Here is a 16,332-nt window from a genome sequence, read left to right as displayed (position 1 = left end):
TGGCAACATTTGATTTATTAAAGTGCAGTGAGCTGCTGCCTCAACATTTTAGCTTCAGACATAATATCTTTCATTAATCTTTCAACGGTTTGACTTTTGGCTAATCTTGGACTTTGTCCAGACCAGAGGGACATGAAATCTTGATTATTTTGTCCACTGCTCGTTTTTCTAATTACTTGAGTTAATAGGTTTTGAACAGGGAAATCGGGTACAAGCAATTCATGCTCCAGCATATCTGCAATAAATTTGTTTTTAATACCTCTTGCCCATTTACCAGAAAAGGCACGAGTAAAGGTTGTCTGGTCTTCATCAGCATTCAAAATGGCTTCTTTATATACCTTGTGTGCCCCACTTTCTATACAAGTCAAGAAAGCTGTGCCCATTTGTACACCTTGTGCCCCTAAGAAGAGTGAAGCCATTAATCCTCTTCCATCCATAATTCCTCCTGCAGCAATAACGGGTATGCTTACATTGTCAACAACCTGCGGAATAAGTGACATTAAACCTACCAGGCTCTCCTGATGACCATCAATAAAGTTCCCGCGATGCCCGCCAGCTTCACTGCCTTGCATAACAACCATATCCATTCCCGCCTTTTCATTTTCAACGGCTTCCCTAACCGTTGTAGCTGTTCCTATAAGAGTGATGTTATGCTGTTTTAATTTATCCATCACTTCCTTAGGAGGAATACCAAATGTAAAGGAACAAATGGATACATTCTCTTCAATGACAACCTGAACTTGTTCAATGAAGCTTTCATGAATTTTTTTATACTCAGGAATGTCAAAGCTGTCTGTTTGTTCTAAATGTAATTGCTTACGAATGGTGTGTAAAAGCTGGTTGGCTGATTGGAACGCTTCAGGCGTTACGTTAAATTCGTTTGGCACGAATAGATTGATGCCAAAAGGGTTTGGCGTTAACTGCTTGATTTCTCTAATTTGCTCTCTCGTTTGTATGGGTGTCTGATAGCCTGCCCCGATCATTCCAAGTCCCCCAGCATTGGACACCTCGGCCACTAAATCGGAAGTGGTGATCCCGCCAGCCATAGGAGCTTGTATAATCGGATTCTTAATCTTCAAATGCTTCATCATTCCATTATTCAACATCATTGACTCCCCCAATTTTGTATTTTGATCCCAATTAATTCTCTTCTGTTTTTTTTATATTGGATGGATGAACGTTAGGGCTGATCTCGAAATGAATCCCGCTTGAAAGTAAAATTGCCCCAAAGAAGACAGCACTTGCTGCGCCAATAAAAGCAGCATTGAAATCATGTGTGAGTGAGGATAAAACCCCAGCGAGGGTTGGTCCTATCAACTGTCCAATAGCATAAATAGCGGTAAGCATGCCAATGGTCCGATTGCTATCAGATGGATTCATTTCCCGTCCCAATGTTGTAGCCAGGGTGGTGATACCCATAAACGTAGCTCCAAATAATAAAGCACTTATGACAAAACTTGTTTTTGACATCCAAAAGGCTGGCATCGCAATACCCAAGGATTGCAGAGCCATTGCAAGCACTAAAGATTTAATGAATCCCCATTTTTTAGCTAGTAAAGACCAGATGAGACAGGATGGAATCGCGGCCAATCCCACCATCATCCAAACTAAGGTAGCACCATTATGAAAGTATGAGGTCTTTTCAGCGATGGATACGATAAACGTTCCTGTAACAATGTAACCTAATCCTTCTAAACCATACGCAATAATCAACCATATAAGCCATTTAGCGGGGGGCACTTTTACAATCATATCTTGTTTATCTTTCTTTTCGACAACGTTAGGGGGATCATCGAGCCAGATCCAAACAAAGATAGCAAGAAGTCCACTCACAACAGCTAGCCCTATCCATGTTCCTTCCCACCGAAATACGTGGTTTAAACTCGGAATCATTAGACTGGATAAAAAGATTCCCATACCTACTCCCCCATAAAAAACCCCCGACCAACTGGTTTTTCTTATAGTTGCAAGTTTATCTAACACGATACCGGAGGCTGAGACCAACACAAAGGCACTGGCAAACCCTGATAGAAAGCGAAGTCCAGTCCAAAGTAAAGGAGAGTATGAGAGACCCATCAGGGCAGTGGTTAAGATACTGATGATCAGACTTATTCTTAACAAACTGGTTCTATACTTCTTAAAAGGAATGGCACCTGCTAAAATTGCTCCAAGCAAATATCCTGCGTAATTACTTGATGCTAGATAACCAGCAACTGTATTTGATAAAGAAAGTTCTTTTTGCATAAGGGGAAGAATGGGAGTATATGCAAATCTTCCAATCCCCATAGCAATGATTAAAGAAGATATTCCCCCTATTAAAAAAAGGTAAGATTGATTCTTCAAAGATTCCCCTCCAAAAATTGTATACTATAAGCATACATTCATAGCTATAATGAACCTGTTAGAAACTGTGCTTCCCCTCCTCCAAAACTCCAGTCAGCATCGCTGTTTTCCGTTATGGAGACCATCAAGTCCTGTGGAGAAATCCCACAGTCCGATTCAAGTTTATGAGCAAGAAGTGAGTATAAGGTTTCTTTCTGTTTTACCGTTCTTTTTTTACTTACAATACTGATGATCACTAGGTCTCTGCTTCTTTTAAACCCCAGTCCGGTATCCTCGATCATTAGTTCATGCGGCGGGTGCTGATGAACGATTTGATAACGATCGCTTTCAGGCACTTGGAAAGCTTCCACCATCGCATGGTGAGCCGAATCCAATAATTTTTTTAACGTTTCTTCGCTTCTTCCTTCTACCAAATCAAAACGTAATAATGGCATTTTGTGTATCCCCCTCAAATTAATAATGGTTTTAGAGTGTCCATTTACATGTAGGATATTATAAGCATATCTTTTATTTGCTATATGGTATAATACTTAAAATTTATATTTGGTATCACTCTTATTGATGGCTAAAAGATAAATCAACTAAGGAGAGATTATTTTGGATTTGCATTCATTAAAAATTTTCCAGAGTGTTGCTAAGATGGGGAGTATTTCTCAAGCAGCGAGGGAACTTCAATATGCACAGTCAAATATCACGATGAAAATACAGCAGCTGGAATCGGATCTTCAAACAACTCTTTTTTATAGACATAATCGTGGCACTGCATTAACGGACAAAGGAAGCATGTTGCTAACATATACAGAAAAAATATTCGATCTTATAGAAGAAACCAAAAGTATGATGAATGATGATCAAACACCTAGAGGTCCGTTAACGATTGGTTCAATGGAAACGACCGCAGCAGTTCGCTTACCAGTCTTGTTTTCAAAGTATCATAAAGATTTTCCAGAGGTCGATTTAACTTTAAAAACAGGCTCCACTGAACAAAATATTCAAGCTGTGCTACAGAATGAATTGGATGGAGCATTTGTGGCTGGACCCATTAATCACCCTGATCTCATTCAGAAAGAAGTGTTCGAAGAGGAACTAATTCTCATTACAGATACAATTCATCCTCCTATATCATCTATCGAAGATATTCAAACAAGGACACTGCTTGTATTTCATGCAGGATGTGCTTATCGGGAAAAGTTTGAACTATGGTTAAAACAAGAGAAGATGATACCCAATAAGATAATGGAATTTGGCACTATAGATGGGATCATCGGTTGTGTCGCAGCTGGTCTAGGAATAAGTATGCTTCCACAAAGTGTTATTGCAAAACATGAACATGACGGCCTTAGACAACATTCAATTCCGAATCTATGCGGAAAAGTCAAAACAGTATTCATTTATCGAAAAGATAAGTATGCACCTGCGTCTTTAATAAAATTTATCAATATGTTAAGTGATGAGGAGGAATTGTTAGAAAATAAAAGGTTCATTTAAGCGAGGGTTATAGTAACAGGTTCTTTATTAAAGGTTGTTTTCGCAACTTTGTTGCTATTTACCAATAAAGCGGTGTTAATTTCCCCTCCAGATGCTCGCTTTCCGCGGGGCGGGCGGTGAGCCTCCTGGGCGTAAACGCCAGTCTCGTACTTGCGCTCCAATCAACCTTAAATCGTTTCGTTTTTAAAAACAACAATCTTTACGAAAAGAGCCTTATTAAAAGAAGAATGGTATCTAAACGATATTAATTTTAGATTACATGGGTTATTAGGAGTTTGAGGTTTTCAAGTATTGTACTATGATAAATTTAAATTATTTGAGTTGAGAAGGGTAAGGGACAGTGACCATACTCTTACAGAGTTACCTAAGGAGTGATAAAATGGCACGTGTTTTATTTATTAATGGTGGATCAGAAGGACATATCAATCCAACTCTTGGAGTTGTGCAAGAGCTTATTTCGTGTGGAGAAGAGGTAGTGTACTTTACGATAGAAGCTTTTCGGGAGCGTATTGAGAAGACGGGAGCTACTGTACGAACATTTGACGGTGAAAAATTTATAAAAGCTTTTATCTCAGGTGGAAGAAATTATTTACTCGAAAGAATCAACGGTCTTTTACGTACGGCAGATATCGTCATACCCAGCGTTCTTGAACAGATCAAAGGAGAGCATTTTGATTACATCATCCACGATTCTATGTTTGGTTGTGGACATTTACTTGCCAAAATCTTTAAGCTTCCTGCAATCAATTCTTGTACTTCTTTTGCACAGACAAAAGCATCATTCGATAAAATGTTGGAACAGCTTTCTGAAGGAATCCCTACACGTATATACGATGATTTTCAAAGCCTGACGGCAAGGGTGAAGGGAAAATATGATGTGGAGATCCATTCTCCTTACGAAGTTTTTTGTAATCCTGCACCACTTACAATCGTTTATACAACTAGAGAGTTTCAACCTTTTGGAGAAGCATTCGACCAAACTTACAAATTTGTAGGTCCATCCATCTCTTCACGATTAAAACAGGATAACTTTGACCTTGCTGCTATCAAAGGAAAAAGTCCCATTTACATTTCCCTCGGGACAGTTTTTAACCGTGATGTTGATTTTTATAAGCTTTGTTTTGAAGCATTTGGATATAGCAATCACACGGTTGTAATGTCGATCGGTCAACAAACCCCACTTATTGATTTAGGAGAGATTCCCCAAAACTTCATTGTAAAAAAATATGTTCCACAAACGGAAGTGCTAAAATACACGAAGTTATTTATCACACATGGAGGAATGAATAGTACCAATGAGGGGCTCTACTACGGGATTCCGCTAATTGTAATCCCACAAAGCGCGGATCAGCCAATTATTGCAGGGCAAGTTGCCAATATTGGAGCAGGTATTAAATTACAAATGCAAAGCTTGACCGTAAATCAACTGCGTGAGGCCGCAGATCACGTGTTAAACGACCCATCTTTCCATAAAACTGTTTCAAATATAAGGGAATCCTTTCAAAAATCGGGTGGATATCACCAAGCTGTTGATGAGATTTTTGAATTTAAAAGTCAATATGATATCTAAATATAAAAATTTCTCAGCTGCCCTTGGTGGCTGATAAGCGGTGACATATAAAGGTATTGTCCTTTTTACATAGAATATTTTAAGAGAATAGCAGCTGACTAAATGGGGGACATATATGGATATTTGTTTTATTGGCGGCGGAAATCACACGAATAATGAATTAGTTGAAGTGTTCCTGGAACTCTCAAAAATGATTAAACCTGAAGCTAAGATTTTAATATCCCTTTTGCAACCGACAATTCCAGGTATGAAAGTTGGATGGCAAGTATCAGACAAGCTTTTTCAATAATGGAGAATGTAAGTATTGAATTATTAAACGAAGACCTTTCGGACAAAGAAATGAAAAAGTCCATAAAAGAACATGATATTCTTTACTTTATTGGTGGAAGGCCAGAAAGGTTGATCCATGTTATAGAAGAAAAAGGACTTGCCCCAATTATCAAAGACTTTCAAGGTTTAATCATTGGTTATAGTGCGGGTTCATTAGCTCTCTGCAATGATTGCATAATAACAAAAGATAAAGACTATCCAGAAACGATAGTGATCAAGGGCTTGGGATTTGTCGGGTTTAGCGTCGAGGTCCATTACGAGGTTAATATTGATGCAGATCTAATTCCCCTATCAAATGAACGAAAGATATATTCAATACCAAATGGAAGTGCAATTTTCTCCAAGAACGGGGAACCATTTAAAGTGACAAATGATATCTATTCCTTTCAAAATATGAAAAAGGAAAGTTGTAAAGGTTTCGATCAATTTTGCTTCGAATGAGTGTTTTGTTTCGCTTCACCCGCATTCGATCGAAATTGAGGAAATCAGGATGGAAACTTATATGGAGAAGCTGGAAGCACACGGTTGGGGTGTTGTCTCAAAAGAAGAATTGAAAAGTATGTAAAAAGGTAGACCCATAAAATGACGTAAGGAGTATGTAAATGGAAAAATACTCAACAACCACTTTAAAGATGACAAGAAATTTTGATATAGTGCCTGAAAGGGTTTTTGATGCATGGTTGAACCCTCAGATGATGAGAAAATGGTTGTTTACATTGGAAGGGACAAATAAGGTGGCAAAAAATGATCCTCAAGTGGGAGGCACTTGGGAAATTATTGATCATCGCGATGGAAAAGATTATCGGGCGATAGGGGAGTATCTTGAAATGGACCCTCCCAATAAATTAGTGTTCACTTTTAAAATGCCGCAGTTCAGTGAATCAGTAGATACAATTACAGTTGAGCTGAAAGAACTTCAAAAGGGCTGTGAAATGACATTTTCACAAAACATCATCGTTCCTCATGAAGAAAATTGGACAGAATCCGATATTGAAAAAGCTCTTGGAGACTATCATGATGGATCTGAACATGGCTGGAATTTAATGTTTATGGGACTGAAGGAATTGGTTGAAACTGGACAGGTCAGCTATAAAGGCTAATTGTTAGCGTAATTAAAAGTTGAGTCAATGAACTCAATTTAAAAGCCTTCCAACAAATTCGATTTACAGAGAGGGATGGGACAATGGAAAGTAAATGGCCGAATGAAATGAAAGTAGCGCAAATCCGGGTTGCACGTCCTACTGATCAACTAAAAAAGGTTGTAAACTTCTATTGTGAAGGCTTAGGTTTGAAAAAAATCGGTTCTTTTGAAGATCATGAGGGATATGACGGCATCATGATCGGGCTTCCTGATTCCAGCTATCATCTGGAGTTTACCCAACATAAAGATGGCAGTCCTTGTCCTGCCCCAACAAAAGATAATCTGCTTGTCTTTTATATTCCTGAACGTAAAACCATTGAGGAAATCACGAATAGATTGAAAGGTATGGGCTATGAACCGGTTTCTCCGGAAAATCCATATTGGGAAAACTCGGGTGTTACCATTGAAGATCCGGATGGTTGGAGAATAGTTTTAATGAATTCGCCCGGAATAGGAAATTAAATCTCACGATTAAACTGGCTAAATTCACGAGTAAACGCCGATTCACGAGTAAAAGCGTGGAATTCACGAGTAAATTGGCTAAACTCACGAGTAAATGCTTAAATCTCACGAGTAAATCGGCTAAACTCAAGAGTAAACGCCGATTCACGAGTAAAAGCGTAAAATTCACGAGTAAACGCATAAATCTCACGAGTAAACAGGCTAAACTCACGAGTAAATCGCTGAAACTCACGAGTAAACGCCGATTCACGAGTAAAAGCGTAAAACTCACGAGTAAACGCCGATTCACAAGTAATGCTTAAATCTCACGAGTGAATTTTCTATATTTTGGTTTGTTCCAATGCAATTGGCTTTATAAGGGTGTAAAAGAGATTGAAGAAGGCAATAATTTCCCTTTCATGAGCAGTTATTGGCGCTGGTGGATCTTGTTCATCGGAATCTGTTTATTCATCATTTTTACAGCTATAAATTCATTCTTTCGCTGAAAAGCCTTATTTTAAAATTCTTGTAATGATTTATTTAGCCTTGGACATACTTAATTAAGATATCAAAAAGTAACATTCATTTAAGGAGGAAACCCAATGGCTAACGAAAATATACAAATGAAAATGGAGCATATTTGGCAGGATACATGTGGATCATGGGAAAACTGTACCGAAACCACAATTCAGTCATTCTTGGCGAAATCGCAAGAAAGCAATATAGACCCGCAATATTGCATGAGCTGGGTGGAACAACATAAAGCCGAAATACCTGAGTGGGATGCCGTTTCAAAAGTGTCGCTTGACTGGGTTAATCAACATACCTCAACGGGTTCACCCATTTCAATCAAGGATGATTTTTAAAAAGATAACTTTTTCTGCTTATGATTGGTTCGAACTCTACTATGTTTAAGAGGTGAAGACAGTTGTCAATTAATGAGGAACAAAACGGTAAATCAAATCGTCGGGATCCAGATTACAAGGTTAATGCTTGGGATGAAATGAATGGTGAAGATAAATTTGTACAATCAGCCATCCAAGAGGAATTCAATAATCCAGTAATCGAAGAAACGATCTTGAAGTTCAATAAAATAGCGAATGAAGAAGAAACGGAAACTTGATTTGGTCGCGCCCTATAGGGCGTTTTTTTTTGAAGTATGAACAAGCAGGAGCTTTTCGTTGGATACCTCTTTCACCGGGTACCTTGGAAATTCAGGATTTGTTTTGTATAAGCAATGAAATCGCTGAGATGATTCACTACGATTTGTTCTAAAATGTCTAAATTAATGTTTTGGTAATCATGAACAGCAATGTTTCTAAATCCAACCATAGCTTTTAAGCGCCTAGCTATATCTTCATTAATAACCGAATGATCCTTCAGCATATCAAAAGCATCCCTGCTTGATTGAGGCAACCCAAGTCTTTGATCAGCTACAATATGCATGGCCAGGTCAATCGAGGATTCGCATGCACGTTGTATATTAAGGATGATGGAATCTTGTTTCGTATAGTCCTTTAGGCTTTCTGGATTATTCGCGTATACAACCTTAACTCGGTTCATGCAACGCTCGATTACACTGATCTTGTTCAAAATCACATCATTCTCCATAAATGGACCCACTTTCCTTTATTTTTTTTAAGATAATTTCCCGTTCCTCATTCAATTTAGCATACATGCTAAGAGCAATCATTTGTTGGTTTTTTAGAAGTGTGTCATCTTTTGAATAAATCACAATGCCGGTTGTGTATATTTGTGCCTGAAGAACGGTTGATGCTGTCCTTAGATTAATCAGGTCCACATCTATTTTCAGGATATCTGCCAGTTCCTGTGCCAATAAAAATAACTCATATGTAATATGTGATGAATCTTGACTGTAGAACGCTACATCGATGTCACTATCCCTATGTGCAGTGTTCTTCGCGTAAGAACCAAATACGAAGATAAAGGAAGGATCAATTTTGTCTATTAGGAACTTTTGGATACTTTGAAACATCTCTGTTTTCATAGAACACGCTCCCTAATGATAATAAGCATAGTATACCAAACATTAGTTTTCCTTTGTACTCGCCACAAAGAATCCTATGAAAAATATGGATTCATTTAAGATTGGTGATGGGAGCAGAGTCCAAGATAATAAAAAAATAATATACAAATAAAGGGAAAAGGCATTTTGGTATCGTATAAAGCATAGTATAAATCGTTTTTATTAATGGCTGTTTTCGTAAAGATTGTTGTTTTTAAAACGAAACGATTTAAGGTTGATTGGAGCGCAAGTGCGAGACTCCCGCTGCTCCCTCGGAAAGCGTGCATCTGGAGGGGAAATCAACCACACCTCATTACTTGTTAAATCGAAACAAAGTATGCGAAAACAGCCTTATTTTTTTGGCAATATCATTAAGGAGTGAAGATCATGGAAGCGTCGGTAGAGCGGATTTTTTCTAATGAATTGGTGAAATTGGCTGGGCATCTTTTTCAAGTGAATGCTGTGGACCCGGTTAAACTTGGAGATGCAGAGAACTATGTATTTGAGGTTTACAGGGATGGAACGCCATACATCTTAAGAATGACACATCAATCGCATCGTACAAAAGGTCAAGTGCTTGCTGAATTAAAGTGGATTGAATATTTACAGAATAATAGTAGTGAAATTCCTAAAGTTCTCTCTTCGAAAGAAAATAACTTAGTTGAAATTGTAAAGGGTTCGGATGGTACGGAATTTTATTGTTGCCTGTTTGAAAAAGCTCCTGGTGTAAGGATGAAAGTCACCGATGAAAGTTTCGATGGACCTTTATTTTTTGAATGGGGAAGAACGATTGGCCAAATGCATAAACAAACTAAAAATTATCAGCCTGAAACAAAATTTAAAAGGCTGGATTGGCATGAAGAGGAACTATTGAATGCCGAACTCTACCAATCCGATGTTCCAGAGCAATTGATGCACCAACAAGAATTAATCAAGAAGAAATTAAATGCCCTTCCAGTTCATCAAGATAATTTTGGATTGATCCATTCTGATATACATAACGGCAATTTCCATTTTCATGAGGGGAAGATTCATGTTTTTGACTTTGATGACTGTTCTTATCACTGGTTTGCCAGCGATTTGGCCATACCTCTGTACTATTTGATATGGAGTTTGGAACGTGAAGGGATAAAAGGGCTCGATGAATATGCCGCCAAGTTCATGAGGGAATTCATAAAAGGCTATGAAACGGAAAATATCCTGGCACCTGAGGAATACGAAGCGATTCCTCTATTTTTAAAGTTAAGGGATCTAACGTTATATAATTTTTTTCATAAAAAGTATGATTTGAAGAATGCGGATGGTCAATTATTCAAAACCGTCAAAAGTATCGAACAAAGAATCATTGAAAGCCGTCCTATTGTTCACTTCGATCCGAACATGGTTCATTAAGGGGGATTGGAATGTCAGAGATGAAAAATAATGGACTTGCATATCTGATTCGGACAGGTGAATTGGAAGATGCGGAAGCGGTTTTGGATGTACAGAATTCCGTTATTTCCGAAGGAGAGTATTTTATTGCGGTATCGGAGGAGTTCAATAAAACACCAGCACAACAAAGAGATTGGATCCGAAGGTTATTGGAAAATGAACGAGAAACCATCATCGTGGCCGAAATAAATGGTGAAGTGATTGGGTGGATAGGATTTCAATCGGAAAATAGGAAGAGAATGTCTCACAAGGGCTCATTTGGGGTGATGATCAGAAAAAATTACAGAGGGATGGGGATTGGAAAAGAGCTTATTAAAGCATTATTGGAATGGGCAGAAGCCAATCCGTTCATTGAAAAGGTGAGCTTGGGAGTTTTTTCAACAAATCATCGGGCAATATCATTGTATAAAAGGCTGGGGTTTGTTGAAGAGGGCCGTAAAATAAAGGAATTCAAGATGAGCGAACGTGAATACGCCGATGATATCATCATGTACAAAATGGTTTGAACAGACCAAAAGAGCATGAATCGATTCAATACATGCTCTTTCGGTTTGGTTATGTATCTAGTTTTATATGAAAATGATGTGTATGTCACGCATCATCTAATAATCTTCACGTTCACTTGCTTTCTTCCCCACGTTAAAGCATCCGCTTCACCCGCGATGAATACATCGATTCTGTTTCCTTTGATCGCGCCGCCCGTATCTGCAGCAATTGCTTGTCCATAGCCCTCAACTTCAACGATGGATCCTAGCGGAATCACGTTCGGATCGACTGCTATCAGTTTGGCATCATCATATTTTTTAAGGTCAACGCCCATTCTTGTAGTTCCTGAGCATCCCTCGCAGCTCGCTGTATATGCTGTACTTGTAACCGTTATTTCTTTAACGGCAGAGCTTGCTGAACTTGCTCTTTCTTTTAATTTACTGAGGGTCCGTGCACCGGCTATTCCATCAGCCGATAATCCCTTTTGCTTTTGAAAGTTGATGACGGCTTGCTTTGTACCTGTTCCATAAATGCCATCGATCGTTGATGTGTAAACGTCCCAGGCTTTCAATAACCTTTGCAGTTCAGCTACAGGTCTTCCCATATCCCCGCTTTTTAGTACCTGTATTTTCTGATTCGTTTGAGTTCCTGCTATTCCATCGACTTTCAGTCCTGATTTTTCCTGATACTTCTTTACGGATTCTTTTGTAATCGGTCCGTAGTAACCTGTTGCTTCGTGATAGGGAAAGACCCCTTTTGTCAGTAATAATTCTTGTAATACTTTTACATCACTATTACTCATTCCAAATGAAAGTGTGCGATCCAAAGCAGCGGCTTCGCCTTTTGTTGGCATGCATACTCCTAGAATGAATACAGAAGCCGTTAGGATCGTTAATAAAATTTTCTTCATGTTTATCCTCCTCGTTGTTTCCTGCAATAAACGATTCGTTAAACTATCACTCTTTTAGGCGCAGTTAAGGAAAAACACCGCGAAGGCACTAAGTAATTGTTAAAACATGTAACATATAAAAAAGAAATGAGGCGGACATCGGGTTACCATATCCTTAGTGATTAACTAATTATGGAAAAAGATCGAACTTCCCGTGGAACGAACGGAACCGTTTGGTTGAACAAGGTAATTCATTCATGTACGTTTATGTTAATAGAAATTCAATTTCAAGGGTAAAGGAGGAAATCATTATGATTAAAGCAGTTATTTTCGACTTTGATGGTTTAATTTTAGACACAGAAACGGCTTGGTATGAGGCTTATAAAGAAACGATGGCTTTTTATAAATCTGATTTGCCCCTCGAACATTTCGTAAAATGTATCGGAACGGATAATACTGAACTTAATCAGTACTTCAAGGATCAGCTGGGGGAAAGTTGCAATATTGAAGAAATTGAATCCAGAGCAAAAAGCTTTCATGAAGTCAAAATGAAAACATCACAGGCACGTGAAGGTGTAAAGGATTATTTAGAAGAAGCAAAAAACAATGGATATAAAATCGCCCTCGCTTCAAGCTCGACAAAAGAGTGGGTCACTCATCATCTGGGGGAACTTGGGCTGTTAAACTATTTTGAAGTTCTCATTACAGGGGATGATGTTGAAAAAGTAAAACCTGCGCCTGATTTGTATGTAAAGGCAATTGAAGTCCTGGGCATTCGGCCTTCAGAAGCCGTGGCGTTTGAAGATTCGTTAAATGGGCTTCAAGCGGCCCTGACGGCGGGATTAAAGTGTGTAATCGTTCCTAATCCCGTGACTGAAGCTTTAGCTTTTGAAAATCATCATTTACGCCTCCGATCCATGATGGATAAGAGCTTGTCTGACGTTATAAAACATATTGAGCAATAAGCGTTCGAAGGAAATTATAGTATGATGAAGGAATGAAACCGCGCCGAAGATGGCAGAGTCTTCGGTTTTTCCGGTTTTTAATGAATTGGTGGGGAGGGTGACATTATGGGATTGCAAACCAATGACGAAGGAGTACGGCTGCGGGAGGTCATGGATAGTGATCTTCCTATCTTTTTCGAGCAGCAACTGGATCCTGCCGCAAACTATATGGCTGCTTTCACATCCAGGGATCCATCAGACAAAGTGGCGTTTTTGACACACTGGAAGAACATTTTATCGAACCGGGATATTCAAAAAATGACCATAATCCACAACGGATGTGTTGCGGGCAGCATTCTCAAGTTTGAGCAGTTTGGTAACCCTGAAGTGAGTTATTGGATCGGGAAGCAATATTGGGGTAAAGGAATCGCTACAAAGGCACTGCTCAATTTTTTGCCGAAAGTAAAAGTGCGTCCTCTTTATGCCCGGGCAGCCAAGGATAATCTCGCATCCATCAGGGTGCTGAAAAAATGCGGATTTGAAAGATTCGATGAAGACAAAGGATATTCCCATGCAAGAGGGGAAGAGGTTGAAGAATTCATCTTGAAACTTGAATCCTAAAAACCAGTTAAGATAAGAATATAACAATATCGTTTAACCTATGAGGAAATGGGTGACATACAATGGGATATAAGATTTTTTCCATCATTTTTATTTTATGCGGTCTTTTTGTAATGTGGTTCGCCGTTTTTGGCAAAAAGAAAGAGATCAAAGAGTTCGGCTCCGGAATATCAACGAATTTCATCGATGTAATTTTAATGATGATATATAAGCTTTTACCATCTATTGTTAGAAAAGTCCTTCTTTTTACATTGGGCCTGGCCATTTCCATCGGCTTTACTTATATATTGCTTAGCTTGTGATTATCCATAAACTTTCCTGATTAGATAAAATATTCCTGTAACTTTATTCAAACAAAAACGTATTAAAAGTAAAAGGTACATAGGAGTTGTTGCTATTTCGAGGAAAAAGGTGTTTATGATAATGCGGGCGGGAAGGTGACGCCGATGGGGGCATTGGTTCAATATACCCAAATGAAAGAATTTCAGTATAGTAATAATATGCATAATATGGTAATGTAGGATTTGTGTGATTTTGGAAAAAATGAAAAAAGGAAGGTATTATATGTCTGAATCGGTTCTTAAGGTTCAATCCTTAACTAAAAAAATTGGAAAAGCAACCATCGTGGACAATGTTAGCTTTGAAATAAAAAGTAATGAAATATTTGGTTTGCTTGGTCCGAATGGTGCTGGTAAGACCACTATCATCCGTATGATCACAGGTCTCATCAACCGTACGGGCGGCACTGTCATGATCAATGGCAGTGACCTCGATAATGATTTCGAAGGTGCAATGAATCAATTGGGGGCCATTGTTGAAAACCCGGAGTTTTATAAGTACATGACAGGCAGAAAGAATATCCTCCATTATGCCCGAATGTCATCCAATGACATATCCAATGAGAGAATAGAAGAGGTCATCAAGCTTGTCAAACTGGATCATGCCATCGATAAGAAGGTTAAAACCTATTCATTAGGGATGCGCCAGCGCTTAGGCGTGGCACAGGCCATTTTACATAAACCGAAGTTATTGATTTTTGATGAACCGACGAATGGTTTGGATCCACAAGGGATTCGCGAGTTTCGTGATTATTTGAAAGTACTGGCAAGTGAAGGCGTCGGGATATTGATTTCATCACATTTACTATCGGAAATGCAATTGATGTGCGATAGTTTTGCCGTTATTGAAAAGGGAAAACTGATACATACGAAAGAACATATTGTTGATGAAAAAACCGAAACGATCAATGAAGTTTCATTCACTGTCAGTGATGGGAAGCTAGCTAAGAAAATCCTTCAAGAACAGTTTAGGGATATTACGATTCTGAAATTTGATGCGAAGACAATCTCCGTATCGGCCACTCGGGAACAAACGGCCAATATAAATAGGAGTTTTATTGAAAATCAGCTCGATGTCTATGAAATTGGCATTACTAGAAAATCACTGGAAGACAAATTCTTTGAAATCACTGAGCAGGAAATGAGGGAGTCTGTATGATGTCCTTAGTAAAAAATGAATGGATGAAAATCTTTTCAAAAGTATCAACTTATATATTCATCGCTTTTCTTTTATTGGCAGCATTAGGGGCTGCGGTCATCGATTATAAACTAAGTCCCGACGAATCGGGTAAAGATTGGAAGCAAGAGTTAAAGGCAGATATACAAGAACAGGAAAAGGCTTTGGAAGCTAAGGAAATCAGTGAAGATGAAAAAGCCATGATCATGGAAGATATTAATCTCAACAAGCAACTGCTGGCTGATAATATAAACCCTGACTTAAACACGAATTGGACCTATATGGCGGAATGGACTACATCATTAACATCATTTGTCACTTTATTCGTCGTTATTGTTTGCAGCTCGCTCGTTTCCTCTGAATTTTCGGATGGCACCATTAAACAACTGTTGATCAGGCCTTATAAACGTTGGAAGATTCTACTTTCCAAATATATTACTTCCCTATTATTTGCAGCGTTATTACTTGCGAGCCTACTTATATTCAGTTATCTAATCGGAATCATATTCTTTGGCAATGGTTCGTATTCAGACAAAATCATGGATCCCGCATCTTTCGGTGAATTCAGTCCGGTGGTGGTCGGCGAATATTTCGTGGACATGATCGTATACTGGATACCAGGATTCCTGGTCATCACGACAATCGCTTTCATGTTAAGCACATTATTTAAAAACCAAGCACTTGCAGTAGGTATATCCATTTTCATCCTATTTGCTTCCTCGACATTAAATATGGTCATTCAATCATTCATCGATAAATACGAGTGGTTAAAATTCGTCTTATTCCCCCACCTTGATTTAAGGGGCTATATTTCCGGAACCATAGAAATGTTCGATGGAGCTACACTAGGATTCTCGATGGGTGTACTGGGAATCTATTACCTTATCTTTTTAGCGCTAACTTTCTTCTTCTTCCAGAAAAAAGATATCACGAATTAAATAGAGCGAAAAACCGAAATCAGTAGCTGATTTCGGTTTTTCTTATGCAAAAGGAATGTTGCTACTTTGAATCTGGCATAAAGTGAAACCTTTATCCAAATATATCCGTATAAGATAATATAAGGATATTTAGTAGGGCATAGGGGTGTAAAATGAATAAAAAAAAGGT

At 38.5% G+C, this 16,332-nt stretch carries 21 protein-coding genes; 15 read left to right on the top strand and 6 right to left on the bottom strand.

From position 1 onward, the window contains the following. Positions 1-17: 17 nt before the first annotated feature. The 3 genes from QNH43_RS22855 to QNH43_RS22845 are packed head-to-tail and all read right to left on the bottom strand — an operon-like array spanning position 18 to position 2,777. Positions 18-1,106, bottom strand: a complete 1,089-nt coding sequence (locus tag QNH43_RS22855; RefSeq protein WP_283915820.1) for an NAD(P)H-dependent flavin oxidoreductase — start codon at positions 1,104-1,106, stop codon at positions 18-20. Positions 1,107-1,140: 34 nt separating this feature from the next. Beyond that, a complete protein-coding gene (locus tag QNH43_RS22850; protein ID WP_283915819.1) occupies positions 1,141-2,343 on the bottom strand; it encodes a YbfB/YjiJ family MFS transporter in 1,203 nt (400 codons plus the stop codon). 44 nt (positions 2,344-2,387) lie between these two features. Then, complete coding sequence (locus tag QNH43_RS22845; protein ID WP_076370564.1) at positions 2,388-2,777, bottom strand: tautomerase family protein; 390 nt, start codon at positions 2,775-2,777, stop codon at positions 2,388-2,390. A gap of 163 nt (positions 2,778-2,940) precedes the next feature. On the opposite strand from QNH43_RS22845, the gene QNH43_RS22840 reads away from it, so the two are divergent. The 8 genes from QNH43_RS22840 (at position 2,941) to QNH43_RS22805 (ending at position 8,436) form a co-directional block, all read left to right on the top strand. Then, the gene (locus tag QNH43_RS22840; RefSeq protein WP_283915818.1) at positions 2,941-3,831 is read left to right on the top strand and encodes a LysR family transcriptional regulator; all 891 of its coding nucleotides are present in this window, start codon (positions 2,941-2,943) and stop codon (positions 3,829-3,831) included. Positions 3,832-4,210: 379 nt separating this feature from the next. After that, a complete protein-coding gene (locus tag QNH43_RS22835; RefSeq protein ID WP_283915817.1) occupies positions 4,211-5,401 on the top strand; it encodes a macrolide family glycosyltransferase in 1,191 nt (396 codons plus the stop codon). 115 nt (positions 5,402-5,516) lie between these two features. After that, a complete protein-coding gene (locus QNH43_RS22830) occupies positions 5,517-5,690 on the top strand; it encodes a hypothetical protein (RefSeq protein WP_283915816.1) in 174 nt (57 codons plus the stop codon). Beyond that, complete coding sequence (locus QNH43_RS22825) at positions 5,660-6,172, top strand: Type 1 glutamine amidotransferase-like domain-containing protein (RefSeq protein WP_283915815.1); 513 nt, start codon at positions 5,660-5,662, stop codon at positions 6,170-6,172. Before QNH43_RS22830 ends, QNH43_RS22825 begins: the two co-directional genes overlap by 31 nt. 161 nt (positions 6,173-6,333) lie before the next feature. Continuing rightward, a complete protein-coding gene (locus tag QNH43_RS22820) occupies positions 6,334-6,831 on the top strand; it encodes an SRPBCC family protein (RefSeq protein ID WP_283915814.1) in 498 nt (165 codons plus the stop codon). Between the two features lie 83 nt (positions 6,832-6,914). Further along, complete coding sequence (locus tag QNH43_RS22815) at positions 6,915-7,334, top strand: VOC family protein (RefSeq protein WP_283915813.1); 420 nt, start codon at positions 6,915-6,917, stop codon at positions 7,332-7,334. Positions 7,335-7,915: 581 nt separating this feature from the next. Then, positions 7,916-8,179 carry a hypothetical protein gene (locus tag QNH43_RS22810; RefSeq protein WP_283915812.1) on the top strand — a complete coding sequence of 88 codons (264 nt, stop codon included), beginning with the start codon at positions 7,916-7,918 and terminating at the stop codon, positions 8,177-8,179. Between the two features lie 62 nt (positions 8,180-8,241). After that, complete coding sequence (locus QNH43_RS22805; protein ID WP_283915811.1) at positions 8,242-8,436, top strand: hypothetical protein; 195 nt, start codon at positions 8,242-8,244, stop codon at positions 8,434-8,436. Positions 8,437-8,507: 71 nt separating this feature from the next. Here the strand turns inward: QNH43_RS22805 and hepT are convergent, their stop codons facing one another. Together hepT and mntA are read right to left on the bottom strand one after the other, a co-directional pair. Then, positions 8,508-8,924, bottom strand: coding sequence for a type VII toxin-antitoxin system HepT family RNase toxin (hepT, locus tag QNH43_RS22800; protein WP_283915810.1), 417 nt, complete (start codon positions 8,922-8,924; stop codon positions 8,508-8,510). Then, positions 8,914-9,321 carry a type VII toxin-antitoxin system MntA family adenylyltransferase antitoxin gene (gene mntA / locus QNH43_RS22795; RefSeq protein WP_283915809.1) on the bottom strand — a complete coding sequence of 136 codons (408 nt, stop codon included), beginning with the start codon at positions 9,319-9,321 and terminating at the stop codon, positions 8,914-8,916. Before mntA ends, hepT begins: the two co-directional genes overlap by 11 nt. Positions 9,322-9,726: 405 nt before the next feature. Here mntA and QNH43_RS22790 point away from each other — a divergent pair, with 405 nt between their 5' ends. Both QNH43_RS22790 and QNH43_RS22785 read left to right on the top strand, forming a co-directional pair. Then, complete coding sequence (locus tag QNH43_RS22790) at positions 9,727-10,731, top strand: phosphotransferase enzyme family protein (protein WP_283915808.1); 1,005 nt, start codon at positions 9,727-9,729, stop codon at positions 10,729-10,731. A gap of 11 nt (positions 10,732-10,742) precedes the next feature. Then, positions 10,743-11,276, top strand: coding sequence for a GNAT family N-acetyltransferase (locus QNH43_RS22785; protein WP_349654784.1), 534 nt, complete (start codon positions 10,743-10,745; stop codon positions 11,274-11,276). Positions 11,277-11,368: 92 nt separating this feature from the next. Here the strand turns inward: QNH43_RS22785 and QNH43_RS22780 are convergent, their stop codons facing one another. After that, entirely contained in the window at positions 11,369-12,166 is a 798-nt protein-coding gene (locus tag QNH43_RS22780; protein WP_283915807.1) for a peptidoglycan-binding protein, read from the bottom strand. A 290-nt stretch (positions 12,167-12,456) separates the two neighbouring features. Between QNH43_RS22780 and QNH43_RS22775 the strand changes: the two genes are divergently transcribed. The 5 genes from QNH43_RS22775 (at position 12,457) to QNH43_RS22755 (ending at position 16,163) form a co-directional block, all read left to right on the top strand. Beyond that, positions 12,457-13,110, top strand: a complete 654-nt coding sequence (locus QNH43_RS22775; RefSeq protein WP_076370582.1) for an HAD family hydrolase — start codon at positions 12,457-12,459, stop codon at positions 13,108-13,110. 105 nt (positions 13,111-13,215) lie between these two features. Further along, positions 13,216-13,710, top strand: coding sequence for a GNAT family N-acetyltransferase (locus tag QNH43_RS22770; RefSeq protein ID WP_283915806.1), 495 nt, complete (start codon positions 13,216-13,218; stop codon positions 13,708-13,710). Positions 13,711-13,772: 62 nt separating this feature from the next. Further along, a complete protein-coding gene (locus QNH43_RS22765) occupies positions 13,773-14,012 on the top strand; it encodes a hypothetical protein (RefSeq protein WP_283915805.1) in 240 nt (79 codons plus the stop codon). Between the two features lie 262 nt (positions 14,013-14,274). Beyond that, entirely contained in the window at positions 14,275-15,207 is a 933-nt protein-coding gene (locus QNH43_RS22760) for an ABC transporter ATP-binding protein (protein WP_076370588.1), read from the top strand. Then, positions 15,207-16,163, top strand: coding sequence for an ABC transporter permease (locus QNH43_RS22755; protein ID WP_283915804.1), 957 nt, complete (start codon positions 15,207-15,209; stop codon positions 16,161-16,163). Before QNH43_RS22760 ends, QNH43_RS22755 begins: the two co-directional genes overlap by 1 nt. The last annotated feature ends 169 nt before the right edge of the window (positions 16,164-16,332 follow it).

The sequence above is a fragment of the Peribacillus simplex genome, from assembly GCF_030123325.1.
GTDB lineage: Bacteria > Bacillota > Bacilli > Bacillales > DSM-1321 > Peribacillus > Peribacillus simplex_D.
Note: the sequence above shows the minus strand (reverse complement) of the source record. Positions and strands in the feature narration are given on the sequence as shown.